This window comes from Nocardiopsis dassonvillei (genome assembly GCF_964273065.1).
GTDB lineage: Bacteria > Actinomycetota > Actinomycetes > Streptosporangiales > Streptosporangiaceae > Nocardiopsis > Nocardiopsis dassonvillei_B.
Genome location: NZ_OZ186815.1, coordinates 552,153 through 576,732, shown reverse-complemented (window position 1 = coordinate 576,732; position 24,580 = coordinate 552,153). Strand labels below are relative to the sequence as shown.

Here is a 24,580-nt window from a genome sequence, read left to right as displayed (position 1 = left end):
AGGGTTTCCATGGACGGGCAGGAGAGTGTGCCGCCCACCGAGTTCCCCCGGCGGATGGGCAGGGTGGCCCCGCGTGAGCTGGCCGCCCACGGCTACACCCGCTATGAGCACCTGACCCGGGTCGGTGCGCGGGACCTGTTGAAGATCCACGGGGTGGGTCCCAAGGCGGTGCGCATCCTGGAGGAGGAGCTCGCCGCCCGCGGCCTGTCCTTCGGCGGGGGCTGAGGCGGCGGGTCGTCGCCGGGGCGTCGCGGTTCTGTCCGGTCGCGGAGCGGGGCCGGGGTCGTCCGCGCCTCCTGTCCCGGGTCCGCGGGGGCGGTGCGGAAATCGTGGCGTGTGGGTGGTCCGCGATACGGTTACGACCATGAACGACAGCCCGACACGACCGTCCACGTCGGTTGAGGACTACGTGAAGGTCATCTACGACCTCCAGGAGCGCGGCACCGGTCCGGTCACCATCTCCGGGATGGCCGAGCGTCTGTCGGTGTCCAATTCCTCCGTGTCGGGGATGTTGCGCAAGCTCGGCGAGCTGGGGCTGGTCGACCACCGCCGCTACGGGTCGGTGCGCCTGACCGAGCAGGGCACCAAGGCCGCACTTTCGGTGCTGCGCCGCCACCGGCTGTTGGAGACCTACCTGGTGGAGGCCCTGGGCTACTCCTGGGACGAGGTGCACGACGAGGCCGAGATCCTGGAGCACGTGGTGTCGGACAAGTTCGTCGACCGTATCGCCGCCTATCTGGGCGACCCGGTGGTCGACCCGCACGGCGACCCCATTCCCACCACCGACGGCCGTGTCGTGGAGCGGCCGTCGGTGCTGCTGTCGGAGGCCGAGGAGGGGGTGGAGGGCACCATCGTGCGGGTCAACGACACCGATCCCGACCTGTTGCGCTATCTGGCCGACATCGAGATCGGCATCGGGATGACGGTGCGGGTGGTGGAGCGCCAGCCCTTCGCGGGGTCGTTGCGCATCGCCGTGCGCTCCCGGGAGGAGGCCCCGGCCCGGGACCGGTCGCTGGGCCTGGTCGCGGCCGAGGCGCTGTGGATCTCTCCCGGGGAGGTGTGAGCGCGGGCCCGCCGGGGGCGGGGCCCGCGCGGGTCCTCATCCCTGGGGGACGGCTCCGGGTGTGCCGTCGGCGATGGTGAAGCGGGCCCGGTCGGTGATGGGCGCCCCCGGTACCGAGACGCGGTCCACGGTCCGGTAGTCGACCGTCCACTCGGTGGGTGTCACCGTGTTGCGGACGTAGCCTCGCCTGCGGTCGATGAACTTGATGTGGGGGTTCTCGGCGAGCTGTACGGCGTCGCCCGGGTTCTGGTCGGTGCCGTCGCCGCCGCTGGTGAGGGAGGTGCCCACCAGTTCGGTGGCCACGGTGGCGGAGGCGGGGTCGTCGAAGTCGGCCTTGATGTCGACGACGTAGTTGGCGTGCACGTCGCCGGTGATGACCACGGGGTTGCGCACCCGGGCGAGGTGGTCGCGGATCTGGTCGCGTTCGGCCTTGTAGTTGTCCCAGGCGTCGTCGCTGAAGCGGGTCTGCTCTCCTGCGGTGAAGTCGCGCTGGGAGAAGAACACCTGTTGGGCGAGCACGTTCCACTGTGCGCGGGAGGAGGACAGTTCTTCCAGCAGCCACTGTTTCTGGTCGGCGCCCAGGAGGGTGCGGTGGGGGTCCTCGCGGTCGGGGTGGGACTGCACGTCGCGGTACTGGCGGGTGTCGAGCAGGTGCAGGCGGGCCAGGTTCCCGAAGGACAGCCGCCGGTACAGGTGCAGGTCGGGGCCCTGTGGGCGCTGGGCGGGGCGCAGCGGCATGTGCTCGTAGTAGGCCTTGAGGGCGTCGGCGCGGCGGCGGGTGAACGCTTCGGAGGGCTGTCCGCCGTAGGGGTGGTCGTCGGCCCAGTTGTTCTCCAGTTCGTGGTCGTCGAAGACGACGGCCCAGGGGAAGGCGGCGTGGGCGGCCTGTAGGTCGGTGTCGGTCTTGTACTGGGCGTGGCGGATCCGGTATTCGGCCAGGGTCTGTACTTCGCGGGCGGGGATGTGGGGGCGGCCCGCTGTTCCGGTCTCGCCGGTCTCGTAGATGTAGTCGCCCAGGAAGGCGACCAGGTCGAGGTCCTCGTCGGCCAGGTGGCGTTGGGCGGTGTAGTGGCCGCTGGTGAGGCTCTGGCAGCTGGCGAACGCGAACGCGAACCGGTCGGTGCGGGTGCCGGGGGCGGGGGTGGTGCGGGTGCGTCCGGTGGGGCTGATCTCGGTGCCGGTGCGGAACCGGTAGTGGTAGTGGGCGGCGGGGCGCAGGCCGCGGGCTTCGACGTGGACGGTGTGGGCGTCGTCGGGGCCGGTGGTGGCGGTGCCGGTGGCGGTGATCCGGGTGAAGTGCTCGTCCTCGGCGATCTGCCACTGGACGTCGACGGTCTGGTCGGGCATGCCGCCGCGGCCGTCGGGGGCGAGCGGGTCGGGGGCCAGGCGGGTCCACAGCACGACGCTGTTGTGGTCGGGGTCGCCGGAGGCGACGCCCAGGGTGAAGGGGTCGGAGACGGGGGTGGGGCGGGGTGCGGCGGCGGCGGGGGTGCCCCAGGGGGAGGAGCCCACCAGGGCCGCGGCGCCCAGGACGGCGCCGCCGGCCAGGACGGTGCGGCGGGTGGGGTTCGGGTCGCGGGGGGTGCCCGGCATGGGTGCTCCTCGGTGCGGGGACGGTGTCCGCCGGGGGTGGCGGGACCGCGACCCATCCGGCCACAGGGAGCCGAACACCCCAACCATCCGGGGGTGAACATCGCCCGCTGTTCGGTGACTGGAAGGTTACGTTATGTGACGGTCGGGGGGAAGCGGGTGGTCGGCCCCGGTGTGTCCGTGCCGTTGTCCGCCGGTGGGGGCCGGGACGGGGCCTGCGGCGGCGGGGTGTGCCGGTGGCGGGGCCCGTGGGCCCGGGGCGGGAGGGGCGTCGCGTCCCCGGGCCCGGTCCGGATGCGCCGCCCGGCCCCGGCGTCGTATGCTGGTGCCATGCGCAAGCGACATTAAGTCCTCCGACGGTCTTCGGTCCGTGCCCGGGCCCCGCCCGGCGGCACCGCTTCCCGGTGTCCCTGCACGTTCGACCGAAAGACCTCCATGACTCTCGATTCCTCGCGCGCCCCGCGGGCGCGCGTGTTCCGGTTGACCGGGCCGCTGTACCTGTACGCGGCGGCGGAGGAGTTCGTCCTCCTGTACCCGGTCTACGCACTGCTGTTCGCCGACCACGGCCTGTCGGTGGCGCAGATCGCCTCCCTTTTCATGCTCTGGTCCGGGGTGGGGCTGGTGGCGGGGGTGCCCGCCGGGGCGCTCGCCGACGTCGTGCCGCGCCGGTACCTGTTGGCGGCCGCCCCGGTGTTCACCGGGGCCGGTTTCGCGCTGTGGCTGCTGGCCCCCGGGTACGGGGCGTTCGCCCTGGGTTTCGTGCTGTGGGGGCTGGGCGGTTCGCTGGCTTCCGGTTCCCTGGAGGCGCTGGTCCATGACGACCTCGCCCACCGGGGTGCGGCCGACCGCTACGCGCGGGTGATGGGTGTGGCCCGCGCCCTGGGTGTGGCGGCCGTGGGTGCGGCCACGCTGGTGGCGGTGCCGGTGATGGCCTGGGGCGGGTACGCGGCGGTGGGCGCGGCCAGTGTGGCGGTGTGCGCGGTGTGCGCGCTGGCCGGTCTGGCCCTGCCCGAGAACCGTCCGGGGTCCCCCGCCCCCGTTCCCGGTGGTGCCGTGGGCGGTGGGGTCGCGCACGCGGGTCCGCACCGGCCCGCGCACCCCGCGGCCCCGGCCGTGGCGGGGACCGATCCCGAGGAGGATGAGCCCGTCACCGTCGCGGAGTACCTGGCGGCCCTGCGTGCGGGGCTGGCGGAGGCGCGCCGGAACCGGGGTGTGCGCGGTGCCGTCGTGCTGCTGGTGGTGGTCACCTCGTTCTGGGGGATGCTGGACGAGTACGTGCCGCTGCTGGTGGCCGGGCACGGGGTGTCGGCGCAGGCGGTGCCCGCGGTGCTGGCGGTGGTGTGGGCGGGGGTGACCGCGGGTGGTCTGGCGGCCGGTGCGGCCGCGCGGCTGCCCGCCCGCGGGTTCGCGGTGCTGGTGGGTGCGGCGGCGGTGGCCGTGGCGTCCGGGGCGCTGCTGGGCGGTCCGGCGGGGTGGGTGCTGCTGGGTGCGGGCTTCGGTGCGTGCCAGGCGGCCTGTGTGGTGGCCGACGCCCGGTTGCAGGAGCGCATCACCGGGTCCAGTCGGGCCACGGTCACCTCGGTGGCGGGCCTGGGTACGGATGTGGTGACCACGGCCGCCTATCCGCTGTACGCGGTGGTGTTCGCGCTGAGCGGGCACGGGTGGGCGTTCGCGGTGTTCGCGGCGCCCTATCTGGTGGCCGCGTGTGTTCTGGGGCGGGGGCGGTCGGAGCGGGCTCCGGCGGGGTAGGAAAGTTTCACCGGTGAGATGTCCGGGGCATGATCCCTGCGGTGAAGTCGTCGCGGGGGCCGAACCCTGTCGGTGCCCCGGGCGTCTCCCCCCGTAGCCGGTTGTCCTGGACTCCGGTGGGGGCGTGGTGGTCTTCACCACGCGGGCACCGTGCCCGAGGACGGCGGTCGCGGTGCGTGGGGGCCGCAGGCGTCGAGGGACCGCCTGCGGCTCCTTCCTGTTTTCGTGGTGGTGTGGGCGGTACCCCACGGATCGATGCTCTTGCGCAGGTGAATAGCATCGTTTCTTGTGGCACATCAGACGAACCCGGTGAACGGTGACGGAACGGGCACAGTCCGCGTGCGCGGTATCGATATCCACTATGTGGACCGCGGTGTGGGCTATCCGCTGCTGTTCGTGCACGGGCACCCCTTCGACCACACCCTGTGGGAGCCGCAGGTCAGGGCCCTGGCCGGGCGCGGCTACCGGGTGATCGTGCCGGACCTGCGCGGCTACGGCCGCACCACGGTCGTGCCCGGTGTCACCACCATGGACGATTTCGCCCGCGACCAGGCGGCGCTGCTGGAGCACCTGGGCCTGGACACGGTGGGGCTGGTGGGGCTGTCGATGGGCGGCCAGATCGCTCTGGAGCTGTGCCGGCTCTTCCCCGACCGGGTGGACTCGCTGATCCTGGCCGCCACCAACCCCTACGCCGAGACCGAGCAGGGGCGGGTGTCGCGGCGGGCCCTGGCCGAGCGGCTGCGCTCGGAGGGCATGCGCGGGTACACCGACGAGATGCTCGTGGGGATGATGACCGAGGCCAACGTGCGGGCGCTGCCCGCGGTGGCCGACCACGTGCGCGCGATGATGTACGCGGCGCCGCCCGAGGGTGCGGCGGCGGCGCTGCTGGGCCGGGCCGAGCGGCCCGACCACCTGCCGCTGCTGCGCCGGATCTCGGCGCCGACGCTGCTGGTGGTGGGGCGCCAGGACGTGTTCACGCCGCCGGACCTCACCGAGGCCATGCACGTGCGCATCCCCGATTCGGTGGTGGAGATCATCGAGGGTGCGGGGCACCTGCCCAACCTGGAGCGCCCCGAGCGGTTCAACGAGGTGCTGCGCCGGTTCCTGGAGCGTTCGCGCACCCGGTTGAGCCGGTCCCGTATCTGAGGCCCCCGGGCCGGGGGCCGGGGGCCGCACGCGCTCTAGTGGTGCTGGGTGTGCAGGTCCAGGCTGCGCGGGACCAGGGCGAAGACCGCGGCGGCCGCCGCGAACATCACCAGCGCGCCGATGAGCCCGGTCTGTGTCAGGGAGTCGGTGAACGCCGCGCCCGCCCGGGCGGCGAGTTCCGCGGTGCCGGTGCGTTCGGCGATCTCCAGGGCCGCCCCCAGGGACTCGCGGGCGGCGCCCAGTTCGGCCGGGGTGGGGCCGGTGAGGCCGGAGGTGTCCAGGTGGCCGCGGTAGACGGCGGCGGCGATGGAGCCCAGCACCGCCACTCCCAGGACGTTGCCCAGGTCGTAGGCGGTCTCCTCGATGGCGGCCGCGTTGCCCGCCTTGGCCGCCGGGGTGCCGGACATGATGATGGCCGAGGCGATGGTGAGCGACCCCGCCCCGCAGCCCAGCAGCAGCAGCGCCGTCAGCACCACGGGGACGACGGGCGGGGCGGCGAAGAGCAGGGCGAAGCCGGTCCCGGCCACCGCCAGCCCGCCGGCCAGGGCGGTGCGCGCCCCGATCCGGTCTGCCAGCCAGGGCGCCAGGGGCGAGGCCACGACCGCGCCCGCCGCCATCGGGGTCAGGTACACCCCGGCCATGAACGGTGACAGGCCGCGCACCAGTTGGAGCCACTGGGCGACGAGCAGCAGCAGGGCTGCCATGGCCATCATGGAGGTCAGTGCGGCCAGCACTCCGGCGGTGAACGGGCGGCGGGTGAACAGGCGCACGTCCAGCAGCGGGTCGGGGCGGCGCAGGCAGCGCAGCATGAACCAGGTGAGCACGCCCAGGGCGGCGGCGAGCACGGCCCAGCCCACCGGGTCGCCGGCGCCGACCTTGGCGAAGTGCTTGATCGCCCACACCAGGGCCACCATCCCCGCGGTGGCCTGCACGGTGGCCAGGGCGTCCCAGGAGCCGGGGGCGGGGTCGCGGACCTCGGGCAGGATGAGCAGCCCCGCGACCAGGGAGGCGGCCATGATGGGCACGTTGACCAGGAACGCGGCGTGCCAGGTGAAGTGCTCCAGCAGCAGCCCGCCCAGGATGGGTCCCACCGCCATGCCCAGGGAGGAGGTGGCGGCCCACACGCCCAGGGCGGTGGCGCGTTCGCGCGGGTCGGGGAACAGGCTGCGGATCATCGACAGGGTGGTCGGCATGATCATGGCGCCGCCCGCGCCGAGCAGGGCCCGCACGGCGATGACGGCGGCGGGGGTGTCGGCGAGCAGGACCAGCAGGGAGGCGCCGCCGAACACGGTGAACCCGGCGAGCAGGATGAGGCGGCGGCCCCACCGGTCGGCCAGGGCGCTCATGGGGACCAGGAGCCCGGCCAGGACCAGCGAGTAGACGTCGATGATCCACAGCTGCTGGGCGGCGGTGGGGCGCAGGTGCGCGGCCAGGTCGGGCAGGGCCACGTTGAGGATGGTCATGTCCATGGCGACCACGAGCAGGCTGGCCGACAGGACGGCCAGCCCGGCCCAGCGGCGGCGCCGGGTCGGGGCGGTGGTCCGGGGTGGGGTGGTCACGGGGTCCTTCCGTGGTGGGTCCGCAGCAGGGCGGCGAGGGGGGCGTACAGGGCGTCGGCGTCCAGGGGGGTGTCGTGCAGCAGGGCGTGCACGACGGTGCCGTCGATGAACACGGCGGCGGCGCGGGCGGCGGCGGGGTCGGTGTGCCGGGTGAGGACCTCGACCATGCCGTCGAACCAGGCCAGGGAGAGGGGACGCAGGGCGGGGTCGGCGACGGCGGCCCAGGTGAGGGCGAAGTCGGTGCGGACCCGGTCGCGGTCGGCGAGGTAGGCGGCGAGCAGGTCGCACAGGCCGCGCGGGTCGCCGCCGTGGTCGGCCAGGGCGGTGCGGGCCCGGTCGAGCCAGTCGTCGCACTGGGCGGTGAGGTGGTGCAGGGCGGCGACCTTGAGTTCGTCCAGGGTGGCGAAGTAGTACGTGGTCGAGCCCAGGGGGACGCGGGCGCGGGAGGCCACGCGCCGGTGGGTGAGGTGGTCGGGGCCGTCGCTGACGATGACGTCGGCGGCGGCCCGGACGATGGCGCGGCGGCGGCCCTGGGGGTCGCGGCGGGCGCGGGAGGGCCCGGTGCCGTCGGGGTGGGGCACGGTGTCGGCCTCCTGGTCCGGGCGTTCATGGACAGATGTACATGTACGACGGTACACAAGGGTGTGCCCGCGGGGGCTGTGGGGGTGGGTTCTGCGGTGCGCAGAAGGGTGTTCTGCGTGGTGGCGGCCTGTGCCAGGATGGCGCGCACCGCACCCGCGACGAACGAGCGAGGCCCCGTGGCGCACCCCTCCACCCCGTCCCCGCCGCTGGGCCCGGGCTACCGGCGGCTGTTGGGCGCCGCGGTCCTGGGCAATCTGGGCGACGGCATCGCCCTGGTGGCGCTGCCCTGGTACACCGCCACCCTGACCGGGGACCCGGTGGCGGTGGCGGCGGTGGCCGCGGCCGGGCGGCTGCCCTGGCTGGGGGCTCTGTTGGCGGGAGCGGTGGGCGACCGGATGGACCGGCGCCGCCTGATGGTGTGCGCCGGGCTGGGCAAGGCGCTGGTGCTGGTGGTGCTGTGCGCCCTCATCGCCCTGGGCGCGGCGGGGGTGCCGGTGGTGGTCGCCGCGGCCCTGCTCATCGGGGTGTGCGAGGTGTTCTTCGACAACACCGCCCAGTCCCTGATGCCGATGGTGGTGCCGCGCGAGCGGTTGGAGCGCGCCAACGGGATGCTGTGGAGCGTGGAGGAGATCGCGAGCCGGTTCGTGGGCGCGCCCCTGGCCGGGGTGCTGGTGGCGGTCTCGGCCACGGCGGCCTTCGGGGTGCAGGCCCTGCTGATCGCCGGCGCGGCGGCGGCTTTGCTGACCCTGCGCGGCGACTTCTCACCCGCCCCCGCACCGGCGGGGCGGGCCCCGTCGCTGGGGGCCATGGTCGCCGAGGGCGCCCGGTGGCTGTGGCGGCACCGGCTGCTGCGCACCCTGGCGGTGGTGCTGGCCCTGTCCAACCTGGCGGCGTCGATGAACGCCGCGGTCCTGGTGCTGTTCGCCCGGGACGTGCTGGGGATGGGCGCCGCCGGGTTCGGGCTGCTGCTGACCGCGGTGTCGGCCGGGATGATCCTGGGCGCCCAGGTGGTGCACCGGCTCGTCCCCCTGGTCCCGCCCGGGGTCGTGCTCGCCGCCGCCCTGGCGGTGCAGGGCGGCGGCTACCTGCTGGTGGGCCTGGCGCAGCAGGTGTGGGTGTTCGCGGTGTGCTTCGTGGCGATCGGGTTCTTCACCGTCTGGTGGAACGTGCTGACGGTGTCGCTGCGCCAGCGGATCATCCCCGACCACCTGCTGTCACGGGTGCTGGCCGCCTACCGCACCCTCGGCTGGGGTGTCGCCCCGGTCGGCGCGCTGGCGGCGGGCGGTCTGGCCGCGGCCCTGGAGCCGGTGGTGGGGCGGGTGTGGGCGCTGTCGGCCCCGTTCCTGGTGGCGGGGGCGGTCAGCGCCGCCCTGGTGGGGGTGGCGGCGGTCGGCCTGACCACGCGGTCGATCCGCGCGGCCGAGGCCGCCGCCGATCACACGTGTTCGACGGGCAGCCAGAGCTCGCCGGAGGCCGTCGATCCGCCCTCGTCGTAGTCGACCTTGAGGATCTCCGGGCCCGGGGCGCTGCGGTGGGTGGGGTGGGAGGGGAACCACAGGCCGTAGGCGTCGGCCCACACCCGCTGGACGCCCTCGGGGAAGGGCATCGCCTCGAAGGGGAACACCGCCCAGGTGCCCGCCGCCACCTCCAGGACGTCCATCCCCTCGGGGGCGGGTGCGGTGGTGACCGCCGCCTGGTAGTAGTCGAGCAGGCTGCCCTCGGCCCGGTCGGGCTCGATGCCGTCGGTGGCCGACACCACCCCGCCCGGTTCGCCGTCGGACAGTTCGGCGAGCCGCCTCCAGTGCTCCTGGCCCAGGCCCCGGACGAACGCGTCGATGTCCGGGTTGTGCCCCTGGTGCACCAGGGGCACCCGCGCCCTGTACCCCACCAGGCGCAGGGCGTCCTTGTCCACGAGCCGGTACCGCACGGCGGTACCTCCTTCCACGGTCAGGCGGAACGTCATCCGCGGCTGGGAGGTCAGGACCGCGCCGGTGCGCCGGGCCTGGCCGGGGCCCACCCCGTGCAGGGCGCGAAAGGCCCGGGTGAACGCCTCGGCCGACCCGTACCCGTACCGGACGGCGATGTCCAGCAGGGTGGCGTCGCCGTCGACGACCTCCACCGCCGCCAGTGTCAGGCGCCTCCTGCGCACGTACTCCGACAGGGGCATCCCGGCCAGGGCGGTGAACAGGCGGCGCAGGTGGTACTCGGAGGTGAGTGCCGCGCGGGCCATCGCCGCGGTGTCCACCGGCCCGGAGGTGTCCTGCTCCACCAGCTCCAGTGCCCGGTTCAGTCGGTCCAGCACGGTCCACGTCCTCTCGTCCGCCTCCGAGGTTACGGAACGCGCAGGTGCGGGACCCGATCCGGCGTGTGCGCGTGGTGTCGGGTCGGATGCTTGTCTTCGGGCAAGGCCGGGACATCCTTGGGCAAGGACTTGCGTCCCCCCCGCCGTGGACGGTTACGGTGGCAGCACCGTCCCCCGAGGATGGCCGACAGGCCGACCGCGAGAAGGAGGTGGGCGGGGCGGGGGTGAGACCGCGTCCCGCGGATACATGGACCTTGGTTTTCTGCGACCGCTGTACGACAACGACGCCCCGGTGGCCTCGGTGCTCTTGGACACCAGCCGTGACACCACCGACGCGGACAAGAAGATCGAGCTGCGCTGGCGGCACCTGCGCGAGGAACTGGCCGCCCGGGGTGCGGACGAGGCGACCCTGGAGGTGCTGGGGGAGGCGGTCAGGGACAAGACCTCCCGCGCTTTCGGCCCGCACGGGCACGCCCTGTACGCCTCGGGCGGTGAGCTGCTGGCGGCGTACACCCTGAGTGAGCCGCCCGACCAGGACCGGGCGCTGTGGGCGCCGGTGCCGGACGCGCTGCCGGTGGCGGTGGACCGGGGGCGCCTGATGCCGTACGTGCTGGTGGCCCTGGACCGGGTCAAGGCCAAGGTGTACTCCTACGCCGCCGAGCCCGACCCCAGGCCGGTCTCGGAGCGGGACTTCACCGGTGCGGACCTGCACAACATCGACACGATGGGGCGCGGCGGCCCGGGCAGTGAGGGCGGCTACGGCGGCAACTTCGTCCGCAAGCAGTACCACCTGGAGACGTGGCGGGAGAACACCGCCCGGCTGGCCGAGATGGTGCGCGAGGCGGTGGCCGAGATCGACGCCCGGATCATCATCGTGGGCGGGGACGACGAGGCCATCGCCTACCTGCGCGAGAACATCCAGGAGCGCAAACTCTCCATTCCGATCCGGGTGGTGCCCGGCGGCCGCGGCGGCCCCGACGCGCAGGAGCGCCTGCACCAGGCCGCGGCCCAGGCGCTGCACGAGTTCGTGCTCGACTCCCACGAGGAGGTGCTGGAGGAGTTCGAGCAGAAGCTCGCCCAGGACCAGGCGGTGCGCGGCACCGAGCCCACGCTGCCGATGCTGTCGGAGGCGCGGGTGCGGACCCTGCTGTTGGGCGCCGAGCGCAACGGGGAGCCCGAGCTGTGGGGGTCGCGGACCGCGCCGGTGCTGGTGGCGGCCAGGCCCGAGGAGCTGGACGACCCGGATGCGGCGTTCAGGGCGCCGGCCAGCGCGCTGATGCTGCGGTCGGCGGTGATGTCCGACGCCGGGTTCGCGGAGGTGTTGCGCGACGGTGAGCCCGCCCAGGGCAGCGGTGCGATCCTGCGGTTCCCGCGCCAGCGCGCCGAGCGGTGACGTACGGGTGGGAAGGGGGGCCGTCCGCGGTGCGGGCGGCCCCCCTTCGTTCAGGCGCCGGTGGTCATGCCGAGCAGGACGAGCAGGTCGGCCTCGGTGACGAAGGCGATGCGCTGGCCGCGTTCGGCGTAGGTCTCGGCCTGGCGGTGCTTGGAGGTCTTGCCGAACCCGGCGTGGCCGCCCACGACCAGGACGTCGGTCTTCTTGGTGACGTTCTTGGCGGGGGTGCCCCCGGCCTCGGCGATGCGCCGCCACACCTCGGGTTTGTCCATGGACTCCAGGTCCCCGGAGACGCACACGACCTTGCCGTACAGGGGGCCGTGGGGGTCGGCGTCGGGTGAGGGGGCGGGCAGTTCGGCCTGGGCGGCGCGCTGCCAGCGGGCGAACCGGTCCTCGCCGGGGGTCTGGCGCACCGGGACCGGTGCGGGGGCGGCGGCGGTGGTGGCGTCCAGGCGGCGCAGGCCGCCTGCGGTGCGGGCCAGGTCGGCCAGGGAGGCGGTGCCGTGGCGTTCCATGGCGGCGATGGCGATGCGGGCGGCGGCCTCGGCGTCGGCGTCGGCCCGGTGGTGGTGGGTGACCCGGTGGCCGATGTGGGCGCTGACGGTGGGCAGCCGGTGGTCGGGCAGGTCGGCCCAGGTGCGGCGGGACAGGGCCAGGGTGCAGGCGTAGTCCCAGCCGGGGACGGCCAGGCCGGTGCGGGCGCAGGCCTGGGCCAGGACGCCCATGTCGAAGGGGGCGTTGTGGGCGACCAGGGGGTCTCCGTCGGCGAACTCCACGATGCGGGCGTGCACGGCCTCCCAGGTGGGGGCGTCGGCGACGTCGTCGGGGGTGATGCCGTGGACGGCGATGTTGTGGCGGGAGAAGAAGTCGATCCCGGCGGGCGGGCGGATCAGTGTGGTGTGGCGGTCCGTGATCTGCCCGTCGCGGACCTTGACCAGGCCGACGGCGCAGGCGCTGCCCCGGTCCTGGTTGGCGGTCTCGAAGTCGATCGCGGTCCAGCTGTCGGACACCTTGGTTCCCTCCCCGCACAGTGGTGACGCGTCGAGGCTACCGCCGTATTCCCGCGGCGGGGGCGCGGACGGGTCCGCGGCCCCCGCTACGGGGTGTCAGTCCCGCCACAGGTCGGTGGTGTGCGCCGCGACCAGGGTGTCGACCCGGTCCAGGAAGGCGTCCGCGGGCAGGGGCGGCAGGCGGCGGCCGTCGCGCAGGCGCACCGACACGGTGCCCCGGGCGGCCTCGCGGGCGCCGATGACGGCCTGGTAGGGCACGAGCCGGTGTGCGCGGATGCGGGCGCCCAGGGCGCCGCCGTCCGCGGGGGCGGTGCCTGCGCGCAGTCCGCGCCGCCGGGCCCGGTCGGCCAGGTCGGCGGCGGCCCGCTCCTGGTCGGGGGCCACGGGGAGCGCGACCGCCTGGAGTGGGGCCAGCCAGGCGGGGAACGCGCCGCGGTGCACCTCGATGAGGTGGGCGACGACGCGTTCGATGCTGCCGATGACGCTGCGGTGGACCATGACGGGCCGGTGGCGGGCCCCGTCGGGGCCGGTGTAGTGCAGGTCGAAGCGCTCGGGCTGGTGCAGGTCGACCTGGACGGTGGACAGGGTGGACTCGCGTCCGGCCGGGTCGGCGATCTGCACGTCGACCTTGGGCCCGTAGAACGCCGCCTCGCCGGGGCCCTCCTCCCAGTCCAGGCCGGCTTCCTTCAGGGCCGCCACCAGCAGGTCGGTGGCGTGTTCCCACACGGCCGGATCGCCCGCGTACTTGCCGCCGGGGCCGGGCAGGGACAGCCGGTGGCGGACGGGGGTGATGCCCAGGGCGCGGTGGGCGCGGCCGATGAGGGCCAGGGCGGCGGCGGTCTCGGCGACCACCTGGTCGGGGGTGCAGAAGATGTGGGCGTCGTTGAGGCGGATGGACCGTACCCGGGTGAGCCCGCCCAGCGACCCGGAGGGCTCCTGGCGGTACATGTCGCCGAGTTCGGCCACGCGCAGGGGCAGCTCCCGGTGGCTGCGGGCGCGGGAGCGGTAGACGAGGGCGTGGTGGGGGCACAGGCTGGGGCGCAGCACCAGCTGGTCGCCGTCGGGGCCCGCGCCGTCGTCCAGGGGCGGGAACATGCCGTCGCGGTAGTGCGACCAGTGCCCGGAGATCTCGTACAGGGTGCGTTTGCCCAGGACGGGCGAGTACACGTGCACGTATCCGGTGTGGCGTTCCAGGCCGCGCACGTACTCCTCCAGGGTGTGGCGGACGGTGGCGCCGTCGGGCAGCCAGAACGGCAGCCCGGCGCCGATGAGGGGGTCGGTGCCGTACAGGTCCAGGTCGCGGCCCAGGCGGCGGTGGTCGGCGGTGGTCATGGGTCCTCCCGAGGGGATCGGGGGCGGACCGCCGGAATGCGCGAAGCCCCGGGGGTGTCCGCCCCGGGGCTTGCGTGGGAACAGCTGCTAGCGCGCCGGTGGCATCTCCGGCGTCGTCGTGCTCAGTGCGCGCTGCATGGTGCGACCGTACCAGAACGCCTCCGGGGTGTCCTGCGGAAAACCGCACCCCGGGTCGGCGGGGCGCACCATGGTCCGGCCAGGGGTGCGGCGGCCAGCATGGGCACCAGTCGGCAATGAGGGCTGGAGGGCCAATGATCACCCTGCGGGGACTGACCAAACGCTACGGGGACGTGCTCGCCGTGGACTCGCTGGACCTGGAGGTGCTTCCTGGGCGGGTCACCGGGTTCCTGGGGCCCAACGGGGCGGGTAAGAGCACCACGATGCGCATGGTGCTGGGGCTGGACCACCCCACCTCGGGGCGGGCGCTGGTGGGCGGGCGCCCCTACCGGGAGCTGGACCGGCCGCTGCACCACGTGGGTGCGGTGCTGGACGCCCGCGCCGTGCACCCCGGGCGCAGCGCCCGCGCCCACCTGCTGGCGTTGGCGCGTACCCACCGCATCCCCGACCGGCGGGTGGAGGAGGTGCTGGAGCGGGTGGGCCTGGCACGGGTGGCGGGGCGGCGGGCGGGCACGTTCTCGCTGGGGATGAGCCAGCGGCTGGGCATCGCCGAGGCGCTGCTGGGCGATCCGGGGGTGCTGCTGTTCGACGAGCCCGTCAACGGGCTGGACCCCGACGGGGTGCGGTGGATCCGTGAGCTGATGCGGGAGCTGGCCGGTGAGGGCCGTACGGTGTTCGTCTCCAGCCATCTGATGAGCGAGATGCAGCTGACCGCCGACCACCTGGTGGTGCTGGGCCGGGGGCGGCTCATCACCGACGCGCCGCTGGCGCGGGTGCTGGCGCACAGTGCGTGGACGGCGGTGGTGGTGCGCAGCCCCCACCCGGAGGATCTGGTCGCGGCGTTGGAGGCCGAGGGTGCGGGGGTGGAGCGGACCGGTCCCACGGAGCTGGTGGTCACCGGCCCGTCGGCGTCGCGGGTGGGGGAGCTGGCCCACCGGTCGGGGGTGGTGGTGCACGAGCTGCGCACCCGCGACGCCTCCCTGGAGCAGGCCTACCGGGAACTGACCGAGAACGCCGTGCAGTACGGCGCCGGGAACGGAGAAAACACGTGAACAGGATCTTCTCCCCGGTGGCCGAGCGTCCCGCCGGGCTTGCCCGTGCCCTGGCGGACCTGGCGGCGGCGGTGTCCGCGGAGTGGGTGCGGCTGCGGTCGGTGCGCACCACCTGGTGGGGTGCGGTGGCGGCGCTGGCGCTGATGTGCGCGGTGGCGCCGTCGATGGCGGTCTCGACCGTGTCCAACGCCCAGAACGGGACGGTGCCGGTGGCGGAGGTGCCCGCCTCGGAGGCGGCGGTCTACGCCACCTTGTGGGTGGTGCAGTTCGCGGTGGTCGGGCTGGTGCTGCCGGTGATCACCACCGAGTACTCCTCCCGGGCGCTGCACGCCTCCCTGCGGGCGGTGCCGGTGCGGTGGCGGCTGCTGGCGGCCAAGGCCGTCGTGGTGGCGGCCTTCTCGTTCGTGCTGGGGGTGGTGGCCGCCGCGGTCGGGACGCTGCTGGCGGCGGCGGTGATGAGCCATCCCTATCTGGCGGGGTACGGGACGCTGGATCCGCGTGAGGCGGTTGTGGACGCGGTGCGCCAGGGCGCCTACCTGGCGCTGGTCGCGGTGGCGGCGCTGGGGGCGGGTGCGGCGCTGCGGTCGGTGGCCGGGGCGTTGACCACGGTGTTCATGCTGGTGATCGGGTTGCCGTTGATGCTGGTCATGATCGGTGGTCCGGCGGCGGTGTTCTTGGGCGAGCGGACGCTGTTCGTGGCGGGGGCGGCCTTCATGGACACCGACCTGGCGTTGGGGCCGGTGGGGATCGGCCCGGGTTGGGCGGGCGTGGTACTGCTGTGCTGGTCGGCGGCGGCGCTGGCGGCGGGTGCGGTGCTGCTCGCCCGCCGCGACGCCTGAGGAGCGGGGGCGTGGTGTCGGGTCGTTGGTGGGAGCCGGTCGTGGTGGCGGTGCGCCGGTGCGGGCGGTCCCTGGGGGGTGCGCTGGCGGGGCAGGCCACGGCGGCGGCCACGGGGGTGTGGGCGCTGGCGGCGCCGGTGGCCCTGTGGCCGGCGGCCCGCCCGGCGGTGGCGGGGTGGGCGGTGCGGATCGCCGGCCGGGACCTGGCCCGGTTGGCCCGCTGGTACGGGACGGTGGTCCATCCCGACCGGCCGGGGGCGGGCCCGCGGGTCGCCTATCTGCTGGCCCGGTTGCCGGTGGCGGCGGTGTCGGCGCTGCTGCTGTTCGTGCTGGGCGGTCTGGCGGTGCTGTTCGCGGTGGGTCTGGTGTGGGACGCCCTCACCGGTGGTGCCTCCATGGTGGACATCCGGATGACGGGGGTGCGGATGCACGTGTCCTCGCTGTCCCTGGGGGCGCTCTTCGGGGTGGGTGCGGCGCTGCTGCTGTGGGCGGGCACCGAGGCGGTCGGGGCGGTGGAGGTGCTGCTGGCCCGCCGCCTGGTGGGGCCCAGCACCCAGGACCTGATGGCGCGGCGCATCGAGGAGTTGACCCGTACCCGTTCGGAGGTGGTGCGGGCGGTGGACGAGGAGCGCCGCCGTATCGAGCGCGACCTGCACGACGGGGTGCAGCAGCGGGTGGTGGCGCTGTCGATGCTGCTGGGGCGGGCCCGGCGCGGGGGCGATGCGGAGCGGGCGGCGCGGCTGGTGCGCGATGCCCACACCGAGGCTCTGGTGCTGCTGGAGGAGTTGCGCGACGTGGCCTGGCGGGTCTATCCCAACGCGCTGGACAGCCTGGGGTTGGAGTCGGCGCTGACCGAGGTGGCCGACCGGTGCCCGCTGCCGGTGGCGGTGCGGGTGGACGCCCGGGTCCCGCCCAGGGGTGTGGTGGCGACGGCGCTGTACTTCGTGGCCCGCGAGGCCATCACCAACGCGGTCAAGCACTCCGGTGCCGGTCAGGTCGCCGTGCACCTGACCGGTACCGGGGGCGGTTGGGAGTTGCGGGTGTGGGATGACGGGCGGGGCGGTGCGGATCCGGCCGGGGGCGGGTTGACCGGGCTGGCGCGGCGGATCGCGGCCCTGGACGGCACACTGTCGGTGGACAGCCCCGCGGGTGGGCCGACCACGGTCCGCGCGGTCCTGTCGGGTTGAGGAAAGTGAGAGTGGAGGGCCCATGCGCCTGGTGATCGCCGACGACTCGGTGCTGCTGCGGGAGGGGCTGGTGCGCCTGTTGGAGGAGGAGGGGCACGAGGTGGTGGCGGCGGTCGGGGACGCCGACGCTCTGGTGGCCGAGGTGGCCCGGCATGCGCCGGACGCGGCGGTGGTGGACGTGCGGATGCCGCCCACGCACACCGACGAGGGGTTGCGGGCGGCGTTGGGCATCCGCGCCGAGCATCCGGGGGTGGCGGTGCTGGTGCTGTCGCAGTACGTGGAGCGGCGCTATGCCACCGAGCTGCTGGCGGGGTCGCCGGGCGGGGTGGGGTACCTGCTCAAGGACCGGGTGTCCCAGGTGGAGGAGTTCCTGACGGCGCTGGAGCGGGTGGCGGCGGGCGGGGCGGCGTTCGACCCGGAGGTGGTGCGCCGGCTGCTGGCGCACGCGCACGCCGACCCGCTGGCCCGGCTGACCCCGCGCGAGCGCGAGGTGCTGGAGCAGATGGCGCAGGGGTGGAACAACCCGGCGATCGCCGGGCGGTTGCACGTGTCGCTGAGCGCGGTGGAGAAGCACGTCAACGCGATCTTCGACAAGTTGGGCCTGGACCACGGCACCGGGCACAGCCGCCGGGTGCGGGCGGTGCTGCGCTACCTGGGTGAGTGATCCGCGGACACGGGGGCGGGGCCGCGACCGGGGAGGTCGCGGCCCCGCGTTCACTCCGGGGCCGCTACTGGGCGCCGATGGCGGCCTCCACCTCGGAGATCCACTGCTGGGCGGCCTCCTCGGGGGTGAGGTCGCCGAAGGCCATGGAGTCGGTGACGCGCTTGGTGATCTCCACGACCTGGCCGGCGCCGATGGGCGGCGGCGGGTTGCCGTCCACGATGTCGCCCTCGATCTCGGACAGGAAGACCGCGCTGCGCTCGTCGGCCGGGGGCAGGGAGCTCAGGATGTGGCCGCGCACGTCCACGTTGGCGGGCAGGCCCAGGTCGGACAGGATCAGCTCGGCGGCCTCGTTGCTGTTGAGCATGAAGTCGACGAACCGGGCGGCCTCCTCCGGGTGCTCGGAGGTGGCGGAGACGGAGTAGAACATGGCGGGCTTGAAGAACATGCCGGTGCGCTCGGCGGTGCTCTCGCCGGGGTAGCGCAGCAGCTCGATCTCGTGGCCGGAGGACTCGGTGATGCCGCCCAGCTGGTTGGTCCAGAAGTGCGCCATGGCGCCGGTGCCGGTGGAGAGCACCGACTGGTCGGGGCCGCCGGCCTCGATCTCCACGCTCTGGGAGGCGCCGGGCTGGCCGCCGTTGTCCAGCAGTTCCTTGTTCATCTCGAACCAGGCGGTGAGGGTCTCCTCGGAGAAGCCCAGGGAGCCGTCCTCGTTGTAGAGGCGTTCCCCGTGCTGGCGGGCGAAGATCTGGAAGCCCTGCTCGTTGTAGCCCATGCTCTGGGTGCCGACGATGTCGCCGCCGGAGGCCTCGGTGATCTCGGCGGACAGTTCGATGTAGTCCTCCCAGGTCCAGGTCTCGTCGTCGGGCATGTCCACCCCGGCGGCCTCGAACGCCTCGGGGTCGGCCAGGATGGCGTAGGCGTTGACGCCGCTGGCGATGCCGTAGGTGGCGTCGTCGAGGTTGCCGCTCTCGGCGACCAGCGGGTCGACCTTGGACAGGTCCAGGCCCTCGAGCCCGGACAGGTCGGCCAGGGCGCCGCGGTCGCCGTACTCGCGCAGGTAGCGCTCCTCCTGCATCATGATGTCGGGGGCGTCGCCGGCCGCGGTGGCGGTGGCGAGCTTGTCCCAGTAGGAGCCCCAGTCGGTGTAGTCCGGCACGATCCGGATGTCGGAGTTCTGGGCCTCGAAGATGTCGATGACCTGCTGGATGGTGGAGTGCCGGTCGTCGGCGCCCCACCAGGAGTAGCGGAGTTCGACGACGCCGTCCTCGGACTCGGATCCTCCGCCGCCGCAGGCGGTGGCGGCCAGGGCCAGTGCGGTGGCCGTGGCGGCGAGGGCCAGGGGGCCTCGGGCGCGGCGCGGGTTCACGGGGGACATAGGGGGTGGGTCCTTTCGTTACTTGATCCCGGTGGTCGCGATGCCCTTGACGAGGTATCGCTGACCGGCCAGGAAGAAACCGAACACGGGTCCCAGCGCCACGACGGACATGGCGAACAGGGGGCCCCAGGAGGTCTGGGAGCTGGAGTCGACGAAGGTGCGCAGCGCCACCGGGACCGTGTACATGTCGGGCCGGGTGAGGAAGATGAGCTGGCTGAAGAAGTCGTTCCAGGTCCAGATGAAGGTGAAGATCGCGGTGGTGGCCAGGGCCGGCGCCGACAGCGGCAGGATGATGCGCAGGAAGATCCGCACGTGGCCGCAGCCGTCGATGCGGGCCGCCTCGTCCAGGTCCTTGGGCAGGCCGCGGATGAACTGGACCATGAGGAAGATGAAGAAGCCGTCGGTGGCCAGCAGCTTGGGCACGATCAGCGGGTAGAAGGTGTTGATCCACCCCAGTTCCGCGAACAGGATGTACTGCGGGACGATCACGACGTGGATCGGCAGCATGATCGTGGCGAGCATGATCGCGAAGAACAGCCGTTTTCCGCGGAACTCCAGCCGGGCGAAGGCGTAGGCGGCCATGGAGCAGCCGATGAGGTTGCCGATGATGGACCCGCCGACCACGATCGCGGAGTTCAGCAGGTAGTGCTGGAAGGGGTACTCCAGCGCGGTCCAGCCCTCGGAGTAGTTCTGCGGGGTGAAGTTCCAGGGGATCAGCCCCGGTTCCCGGAAGATCTCCGCGGTGGGTTTGAAGGAGCTCGACAGCATCCACAGCAGCGGGTAGAGCATCACCAGGCCGAAGCCGATGAGGCCGATGTGGACGAGGAGCCGTCGGGTGCGTTCGGACCGCTCGCGGGCGCCGCTGGTGCGCACGGGGGGCCGGGTGTCAGTCGCCATAGAAGACCCAGAACTTGGAGGCGAGGAAGTTCACGGCGGTGAACCCCCCGATGATCATCAGCAGGAGCCAGGCCATCGCCGAGGCGTAGCCCATGTCGAACGCTCCGAAGCCGCGTTGGTAGAGGTAGAGCGTGTAGAAGAGGGTGGAGTCGGAGGGGCCGCCGGTGCCGCCGCTGACGATGAACGCCTGGGTGAAGGTCTGGAAGGCGTTGATGATCTGCAGCACCAGGTTGAAGAAGATGATGGGGGTGAGCATGGGGACGGTGATGTGCCAGAAGCGGCGTATGGGGCTGGCCCCGTCCACCGCGGCGGCCTCGTAGTACATGGCGGGGATCTGGCGCAGCCCGGCCAGGAAGATGACCATGGGTGCGCCGAAGGTCCACACGTTGAGCACGATGAGGGTGCTCAGGGCGTGGTCGGGGTGGGAGACCCAGCCCTCGCCCTGGATGCCGAACAGGGCCAGGACCTGGTTGATCAGCCCCTCTGCGCCGAAGACCTGCCGCCACAGGATGGCGATGGCGACGCTGCCGCCCAGCAGGGAGGGCAGGTAGTACACCGACCGGTACAGGGGCAGGCCCCGCACCCCCCGGTCCAGGACCATCGCCAGGGCCAGGGCGAGGGCGAGCTGGAGCGGGACCGACACGAACACGTAGACGAAGGTGACCTTCAGGGCGCTGTGCAGGCGGGCGTCGTCGAGCATGCGCTCGTAGTTGGCCCAGCCCACGAACTCGTGGTCGCCGATGAGGTTGTAGTCGGTGAAGGAGAAGTACAGCGAGGCCAGCAGGGGACCGGCGGTGATGAGGGCCAGGCCCACGAACCAGGGGACCAGGAAACCGTAGGCGGCGAGGTTCTCGCGCTTGCGGCGGCCGGTGCCGCGCGCCGCGGTGCGCCGGCCGGCCGCGGCGGGGGCCGCGGGTGCCTTCGCCGGGCGGGTGCCGCGCTGCAGGAGCGCGCTCACAGGGATCCGCCTCCTGTGGGGGCGGTCTCCGACCGTGAGGTGGAGACGCGCGTACCAGGGTGCATGGTCACGGACCGCCAATCTGATCGGGGAGGGGTGGAGAGGACAGGGGTGTGGAGAACCTGTGTCCGAGAACACTGCGGAAAGTCGCAGGTTATGAGTTGGTAAGCGCTATCCAGCTACTAGGATGATCAGTTTCTAGCACCGGGTTACATGGGTGTCAACGCCCGGTTTCCGGTTGCGGGGCAAGCGCAGCCCGGATCGTTACCTTCGCGAACGCCTGCGGGAGTGCGGTTTTGCCCGCCGAGGCCCGCCCGGTTGTGGACGGTTCATCCTCTTCTTCACCCCATGCGCCCCATCCGATTCGTTCTGGAAAATACATCCGGGCATTGTGATCGACCTGGGAAAGCGTTTACCATCCTCGTGTGAACCACACCACGCAACGCAGGTACGCGATCGTCGGCACCGGTTCCCGGGCCCGGATGTACACACGGGCGCTGGTCGGCGCCCACCGCCGGCACGGCGGGCTGGTCGCCCTGTGCGACACCAACGCCACCCGCATGGCCGTGCACAACCGGATCATCGCCGAGGCCGGCCTGGACCCCGTGCCCGCCTACGGCGCCGACGCCTTCTCCCGCATGCTCACCGAGCAGGCCGTGGACGAGGTGATCGTGTGCACCGTCGACCACACCCACGCCGACTACATCGTCGCCGCCCTGGAGCACGGGGCCGACGTCATCACCGAGAAGCCCATGACCACCGACCTGGACGGGCTGCGCCGCATCGAGGAGGCCCGCGAGCGCACCGGCCGCCGGGTCACCGTCGGCTTCAACTACCGCTACAACCCCGTCCACCGCCGCGTCCGCGAGCTCATCGCCGACGGCGCCGTCGGCGAGGTCGGCTCGGTCCACTTCGAGTGGATGCTGGACCTGCGCCACGGCGCCGACTACTTCCGCCGCTGGCACCGCGACAAGGCCAACTCCGGCGGCCTGCTCGTGCACAAGGCCAGCCACCACTTCGACCTGGTCAACTGGTGGATCGCCGCCCGTCCCGAGGAGGTCTACGCCTCCGGGCGGCTGTTCTTCTACGGCGAGGAGAACGGGCGCCGCCACGGCCTGGCCGCCGACTACGAGCGCGGCCACGGCTCGGCGGCGGCCGACGGGGACCCCTTCGCCCTGCACCTGGCCGACAGCCCCGACCTGAGCGCCCTGTACCTGGAGGCCGAGCACGAGGACGGCTACCGCCGCGACCTCAACGTGTTCGGCCCCGGCATCACCATCGAGGACGACATGTCGGTCCTGGTCCGCTACGACACCGGGGTGCGCCTGAGCTACCATCTGACCGCCTACGCCCCCTGGGAGGGGTACCGGTTGGCGATCACCGGCAGCCGCGGCCGCCTGGAGCTGGACATGGTGGAGTTCGACCGGACGGTGCCCGGCCGCACCGAGGACAACCCGGTGCGCGGCATGCCCGCCCCCAAGGAGGACACCGTCTCCCGGCTGCTGCTGCGCCGCCACTGGAGCGAGCCCGAGGAGGTCCCCGTGGAGGTCGGCACCGGGGGCCACGGCGGCGGCGACACCGCCATGCTCGACGCCCTGCTGGGGCGGCTGGACGACGGCATCCGCCCCGACCACGCCGACGGCGGCAACGCCCTGCTCACCGGGCTGGCCGCCAACGCCTCCATGGCCTCGGGGTCGCCGGTGCGCGTCGCCGACCTGCTCGCCGGGAAGAACGCGTGAGCGCCGGGCCCGGTGCTCCGGTGCCGCTGCTGCTGGTGGGCCTGCACGGCCACGGCCGCTCCCACCTGCGCTCGCTGCTGCCCCTGGCCAGGGCGGGGACGGTGCGGCTGGCGGGGGTGTGCGACCGGGTGCCGCCGGCGGCGGGCGATGACATGGAGGGGCACGGCGAGGTCCCCTACTTCGAGGACCTGCCCACCGCCCTGAAGCGGACGGGGGCGCGCGTCACCGTCCTGGCGACGCCCATCCACACCCACCTTCCGCTGGCCCTGACCGCCCTGGAGCACGGCTCCCACCTGCTGCTGGAGAAGCCCACCACCGCCACCCTGGCGGAGCTGGACCGGCTGGTGGAGGCGGTCGACGCCTCCGGGCTGGCCTGCCAGGTCGGGTTCCAGAGCCTGGGGTCGGCGGCCGTGGACGCGGTGCGCGCCCTCATCGCCGAGGGCGCGGTGGGCCGGGTGCGCGGCATCGGCGGCCGTGGGGCGTGGAAGCGCACCTCGGCCTACTACGGCCGGGCGCCCTGGGCGGGGCGGCGGCGCCTGGACGGGCGCGACGTCGTGGACGGGGCGATCACCAACCCGTTCGCGCACGCCACGGCCACCGCGCTGGCCCTGACCGGGGACGGCGCCCAGGCGCCGGCCGGCATCGAGCTGGACCTGTACCGGGCCCACCCCATCGAGAGCGACGACACCTCGGCGCTGCGCCTGCGCACGGCCGGGGGGACGACGGTGTCGGTGGCGGTGACCCTGTGCGCCCCCCACAGCGATCCGCCGGTGCTCGTGGTGCACGGCGAGCGTGGCCGGATCGAGCTGGAGTACACGCTGGACCGGGTCACCGTGCACCGGCCGGGCCGGGCGCCGCGGTCGGCGGTCCACCCGCGCCGTCACCTGGTGGCCGACCTGGTGGACCACCTGCGGCACGGGACCCCGCTGCTGGTGCCCCCGGCGGCCACCCGCGGGTTCATGCACGTCCTGGAGGCGGTGCGCACCGGGCCCGACCCCCGGCCCATCGGCCCCGGGCACCAGCGGGTGTGGGAGGAGGACGGCGTCGTCCACCGGACCGTGGACGGCGTCGCCGACCTGGTCGCCCGTGCCGCCGAATCCCTGTCCCTGTTCCGCGAACTGGACGTCCCCTGGGCGCGGACGACCCTGGAGGCGCACCCGTGAACGTGGAGATCGACGGTACGGCGGTGGCCGTCTGGAACGACGGGGCGGACGTGGAGCCGCGGCTGTCCCCGCGCCCGTACCTGCACCCGGTGCGGACCCCGGCCGGGACGGTGGTGACCGAGGTGGTCCCCGAGGACCACCGGCACCACCTGGGGGTGGGAGTGGCCGTTCCCGACGTCTCGGGCGCGTCGTTCTGGGGCGGGCGCACCTTCACGCCCGACCGGGGCTCGGTGCTGCTGGACAACCACGGGCGCCAGAGCTCGGGCGGTCTGCGCCCCCGCCCGGGGGGCGGGCTGGTGGAGGAGGTGTCCTGGACCGGCCCCGACGGGTCGGAGCTGCTGCGCGAGGAGCGCGGGTGGCGGGCCCGCCGGCTGGACGGCCGGACCTGGGTGCTGGACCTGGAGTGCGTCCTGCGCAACACCAGCGGGCGGGACCTGTCCGTGGGCAGCCCCGCGACCAACGGCCGTCCCGGGGCCGGGTACGGGGGGCTGTTCTGGCGGGCGCCGATCGGTCCCGGGGCGCCGCGGGTGCTGGGGCCCGGGGGCGCCGAGGGCGAGGAGGCGCTGCACGGGTCCCGGGCGGCGTGGCTGGCGCTGGCCGGCGACACCGGGGCGCCCTGGACGCTGCTGTTCCACCAGCCCGGCGGGCACACCGACCCCTGGTTCGTGCGCGCGAAGGAGTACCCGGGGGTCGGGCCGGCCCTGGCCTGGGATACGCGGCTGGCGATCCCGGAGGGCGGGGCGGTGGTGCGGCGGCTGCGGACCGCGGTCGCCGACGGCCACCCCGGGGACGTGTCCGCGCTGGCCGCGGCCGTCACCGCCCTGCCCTGACCCCTGTCGACG

The 24,580-nt window shown here is 73.6% G+C and carries 22 protein-coding genes; 13 read left to right on the top strand and 9 right to left on the bottom strand.

The annotated features are described in order from the left end of the window. The first annotated feature begins 9 nt into the window (after positions 1-9). Together ACSUPR_RS02845 and ACSUPR_RS02840 are read left to right on the top strand one after the other, a co-directional pair. The gene (locus tag ACSUPR_RS02845) at positions 10-225 is read left to right on the top strand and encodes a hypothetical protein (RefSeq protein WP_436889311.1); all 216 of its coding nucleotides are present in this window, start codon (positions 10-12) and stop codon (positions 223-225) included. Between the two features lie 139 nt (positions 226-364). Then, entirely contained in the window at positions 365-1,063 is a 699-nt protein-coding gene (locus ACSUPR_RS02840) for a metal-dependent transcriptional regulator (protein ID WP_436889309.1), read from the top strand. Positions 1,064-1,099: 36 nt separating this feature from the next. Here ACSUPR_RS02840 and ACSUPR_RS02835 read toward each other — a convergent pair whose 3' ends face one another. Beyond that, positions 1,100-2,656 carry an alkaline phosphatase D family protein gene (locus ACSUPR_RS02835; protein ID WP_436889307.1) on the bottom strand — a complete coding sequence of 519 codons (1,557 nt, stop codon included), beginning with the start codon at positions 2,654-2,656 and terminating at the stop codon, positions 1,100-1,102. Positions 2,657-3,088: 432 nt separating this feature from the next. Here ACSUPR_RS02835 and ACSUPR_RS02830 point away from each other — a divergent pair, with 432 nt between their 5' ends. Together ACSUPR_RS02830 and ACSUPR_RS02825 are read left to right on the top strand one after the other, a co-directional pair. After that, positions 3,089-4,402 carry an MFS transporter gene (locus tag ACSUPR_RS02830; RefSeq protein ID WP_436889306.1) on the top strand — a complete coding sequence of 438 codons (1,314 nt, stop codon included), beginning with the start codon at positions 3,089-3,091 and terminating at the stop codon, positions 4,400-4,402. A 339-nt stretch (positions 4,403-4,741) separates the two neighbouring features. Beyond that, entirely contained in the window at positions 4,742-5,548 is an 807-nt protein-coding gene (locus ACSUPR_RS02825; RefSeq protein ID WP_436889304.1) for an alpha/beta fold hydrolase, read from the top strand. 35 nt (positions 5,549-5,583) lie between these two features. Here the strand turns inward: ACSUPR_RS02825 and ACSUPR_RS02820 are convergent, their stop codons facing one another. After that, positions 5,584-7,107, bottom strand: coding sequence for an MFS transporter (locus tag ACSUPR_RS02820; RefSeq protein WP_436889302.1), 1,524 nt, complete (start codon positions 7,105-7,107; stop codon positions 5,584-5,586). Beyond that, positions 7,104-7,688 carry a TetR/AcrR family transcriptional regulator gene (locus tag ACSUPR_RS02815; RefSeq protein ID WP_436889300.1) on the bottom strand — a complete coding sequence of 195 codons (585 nt, stop codon included), beginning with the start codon at positions 7,686-7,688 and terminating at the stop codon, positions 7,104-7,106. Before ACSUPR_RS02815 ends, ACSUPR_RS02820 begins: the two co-directional genes overlap by 4 nt. 96 nt (positions 7,689-7,784) lie before the next feature. Here ACSUPR_RS02815 and ACSUPR_RS02810 point away from each other — a divergent pair, with 96 nt between their 5' ends. Further along, positions 7,785-9,185, top strand: a complete 1,401-nt coding sequence (locus ACSUPR_RS02810; RefSeq protein WP_436889298.1) for an MFS transporter — start codon at positions 7,785-7,787, stop codon at positions 9,183-9,185. Here ACSUPR_RS02810 and ACSUPR_RS02805 read toward each other — a convergent pair. Next, a complete protein-coding gene (locus ACSUPR_RS02805; RefSeq protein ID WP_436889296.1) occupies positions 9,125-9,991 on the bottom strand; it encodes an AraC family transcriptional regulator in 867 nt (288 codons plus the stop codon). The two genes, ACSUPR_RS02810 and ACSUPR_RS02805, sit on opposite strands and share 61 nt — an antisense overlap. A gap of 247 nt (positions 9,992-10,238) precedes the next feature. Here ACSUPR_RS02805 and ACSUPR_RS02800 point away from each other — a divergent pair, with 247 nt between their 5' ends. Next, the gene (locus ACSUPR_RS02800; protein ID WP_436889294.1) at positions 10,239-11,384 is read left to right on the top strand and encodes a hypothetical protein; all 1,146 of its coding nucleotides are present in this window, start codon (positions 10,239-10,241) and stop codon (positions 11,382-11,384) included. Positions 11,385-11,434: 50 nt separating this feature from the next. Here the strand turns inward: ACSUPR_RS02800 and ACSUPR_RS02795 are convergent, their stop codons facing one another. Both ACSUPR_RS02795 and thrS read right to left on the bottom strand, forming a co-directional pair. Continuing rightward, complete coding sequence (locus tag ACSUPR_RS02795; RefSeq protein ID WP_436889292.1) at positions 11,435-12,394, bottom strand: exonuclease domain-containing protein; 960 nt, start codon at positions 12,392-12,394, stop codon at positions 11,435-11,437. A 96-nt stretch (positions 12,395-12,490) separates the two neighbouring features. Beyond that, positions 12,491-13,726, bottom strand: coding sequence for a threonine--tRNA ligase (gene thrS, locus ACSUPR_RS02790; RefSeq protein WP_436889290.1), 1,236 nt, complete (start codon positions 13,724-13,726; stop codon positions 12,491-12,493). Between the two features lie 272 nt (positions 13,727-13,998). Between thrS and ACSUPR_RS02785 the strand changes: the two genes are divergently transcribed. Genes ACSUPR_RS02785 through ACSUPR_RS02770 form a run of 4 tightly spaced genes read left to right on the top strand, consistent with a single transcriptional unit; the run spans position 13,999 to position 17,606 of the window. Beyond that, positions 13,999-14,916, top strand: coding sequence for an ATP-binding cassette domain-containing protein (locus ACSUPR_RS02785; protein ID WP_436889289.1), 918 nt, complete (start codon positions 13,999-14,001; stop codon positions 14,914-14,916). Next, positions 14,913-15,755: an ABC transporter permease gene (locus ACSUPR_RS02780; RefSeq protein WP_436889287.1), complete on the top strand. Its 843-nt coding sequence runs from the start codon at positions 14,913-14,915 to the stop codon at positions 15,753-15,755. Before ACSUPR_RS02785 ends, ACSUPR_RS02780 begins: the two co-directional genes overlap by 4 nt. Positions 15,756-15,766: 11 nt before the next feature. Further along, positions 15,767-16,942, top strand: a complete 1,176-nt coding sequence (locus ACSUPR_RS02775; protein ID WP_436889285.1) for a sensor histidine kinase — start codon at positions 15,767-15,769, stop codon at positions 16,940-16,942. Positions 16,943-16,964: 22 nt separating this feature from the next. Continuing rightward, positions 16,965-17,606 carry a response regulator transcription factor gene (locus ACSUPR_RS02770; RefSeq protein WP_436889283.1) on the top strand — a complete coding sequence of 214 codons (642 nt, stop codon included), beginning with the start codon at positions 16,965-16,967 and terminating at the stop codon, positions 17,604-17,606. Between the two features lie 64 nt (positions 17,607-17,670). Here ACSUPR_RS02770 and ACSUPR_RS02765 read toward each other — a convergent pair whose 3' ends face one another. The 3 genes from ACSUPR_RS02765 to ACSUPR_RS02755 are packed head-to-tail and all read right to left on the bottom strand — an operon-like array spanning position 17,671 to position 20,836. After that, the gene (locus ACSUPR_RS02765) at positions 17,671-18,981 is read right to left on the bottom strand and encodes an ABC transporter substrate-binding protein (protein WP_436889281.1); all 1,311 of its coding nucleotides are present in this window, start codon (positions 18,979-18,981) and stop codon (positions 17,671-17,673) included. A gap of 18 nt (positions 18,982-18,999) precedes the next feature. Continuing rightward, positions 19,000-19,878, bottom strand: a complete 879-nt coding sequence (locus ACSUPR_RS02760; RefSeq protein ID WP_436889279.1) for a carbohydrate ABC transporter permease — start codon at positions 19,876-19,878, stop codon at positions 19,000-19,002. Then, complete coding sequence (locus ACSUPR_RS02755; protein WP_436889277.1) at positions 19,868-20,836, bottom strand: carbohydrate ABC transporter permease; 969 nt, start codon at positions 20,834-20,836, stop codon at positions 19,868-19,870. Before ACSUPR_RS02755 ends, ACSUPR_RS02760 begins: the two co-directional genes overlap by 11 nt. Before the next feature lie 425 nt (positions 20,837-21,261). On the opposite strand from ACSUPR_RS02755, the gene ACSUPR_RS02750 reads away from it, so the two are divergent. From ACSUPR_RS02750 to ACSUPR_RS02740, 3 genes are read left to right on the top strand one after another with little or no spacing between them, the layout of a single operon-like run. After that, a complete protein-coding gene (locus ACSUPR_RS02750) occupies positions 21,262-22,575 on the top strand; it encodes a Gfo/Idh/MocA family protein (protein WP_436889275.1) in 1,314 nt (437 codons plus the stop codon). Next, on the top strand, positions 22,572-23,738 hold the full coding sequence (locus ACSUPR_RS02745) for a Gfo/Idh/MocA family protein (RefSeq protein ID WP_436889273.1): 1,167 nt from the start codon (positions 22,572-22,574) through the stop codon (positions 23,736-23,738). The genes ACSUPR_RS02750 and ACSUPR_RS02745 overlap by 4 nt, the downstream gene beginning before the upstream one ends. Then, positions 23,735-24,568 carry a PmoA family protein gene (locus ACSUPR_RS02740; RefSeq protein WP_436889269.1) on the top strand — a complete coding sequence of 278 codons (834 nt, stop codon included), beginning with the start codon at positions 23,735-23,737 and terminating at the stop codon, positions 24,566-24,568. Before ACSUPR_RS02745 ends, ACSUPR_RS02740 begins: the two co-directional genes overlap by 4 nt. Positions 24,569-24,580 lie beyond the last annotated feature (12 nt).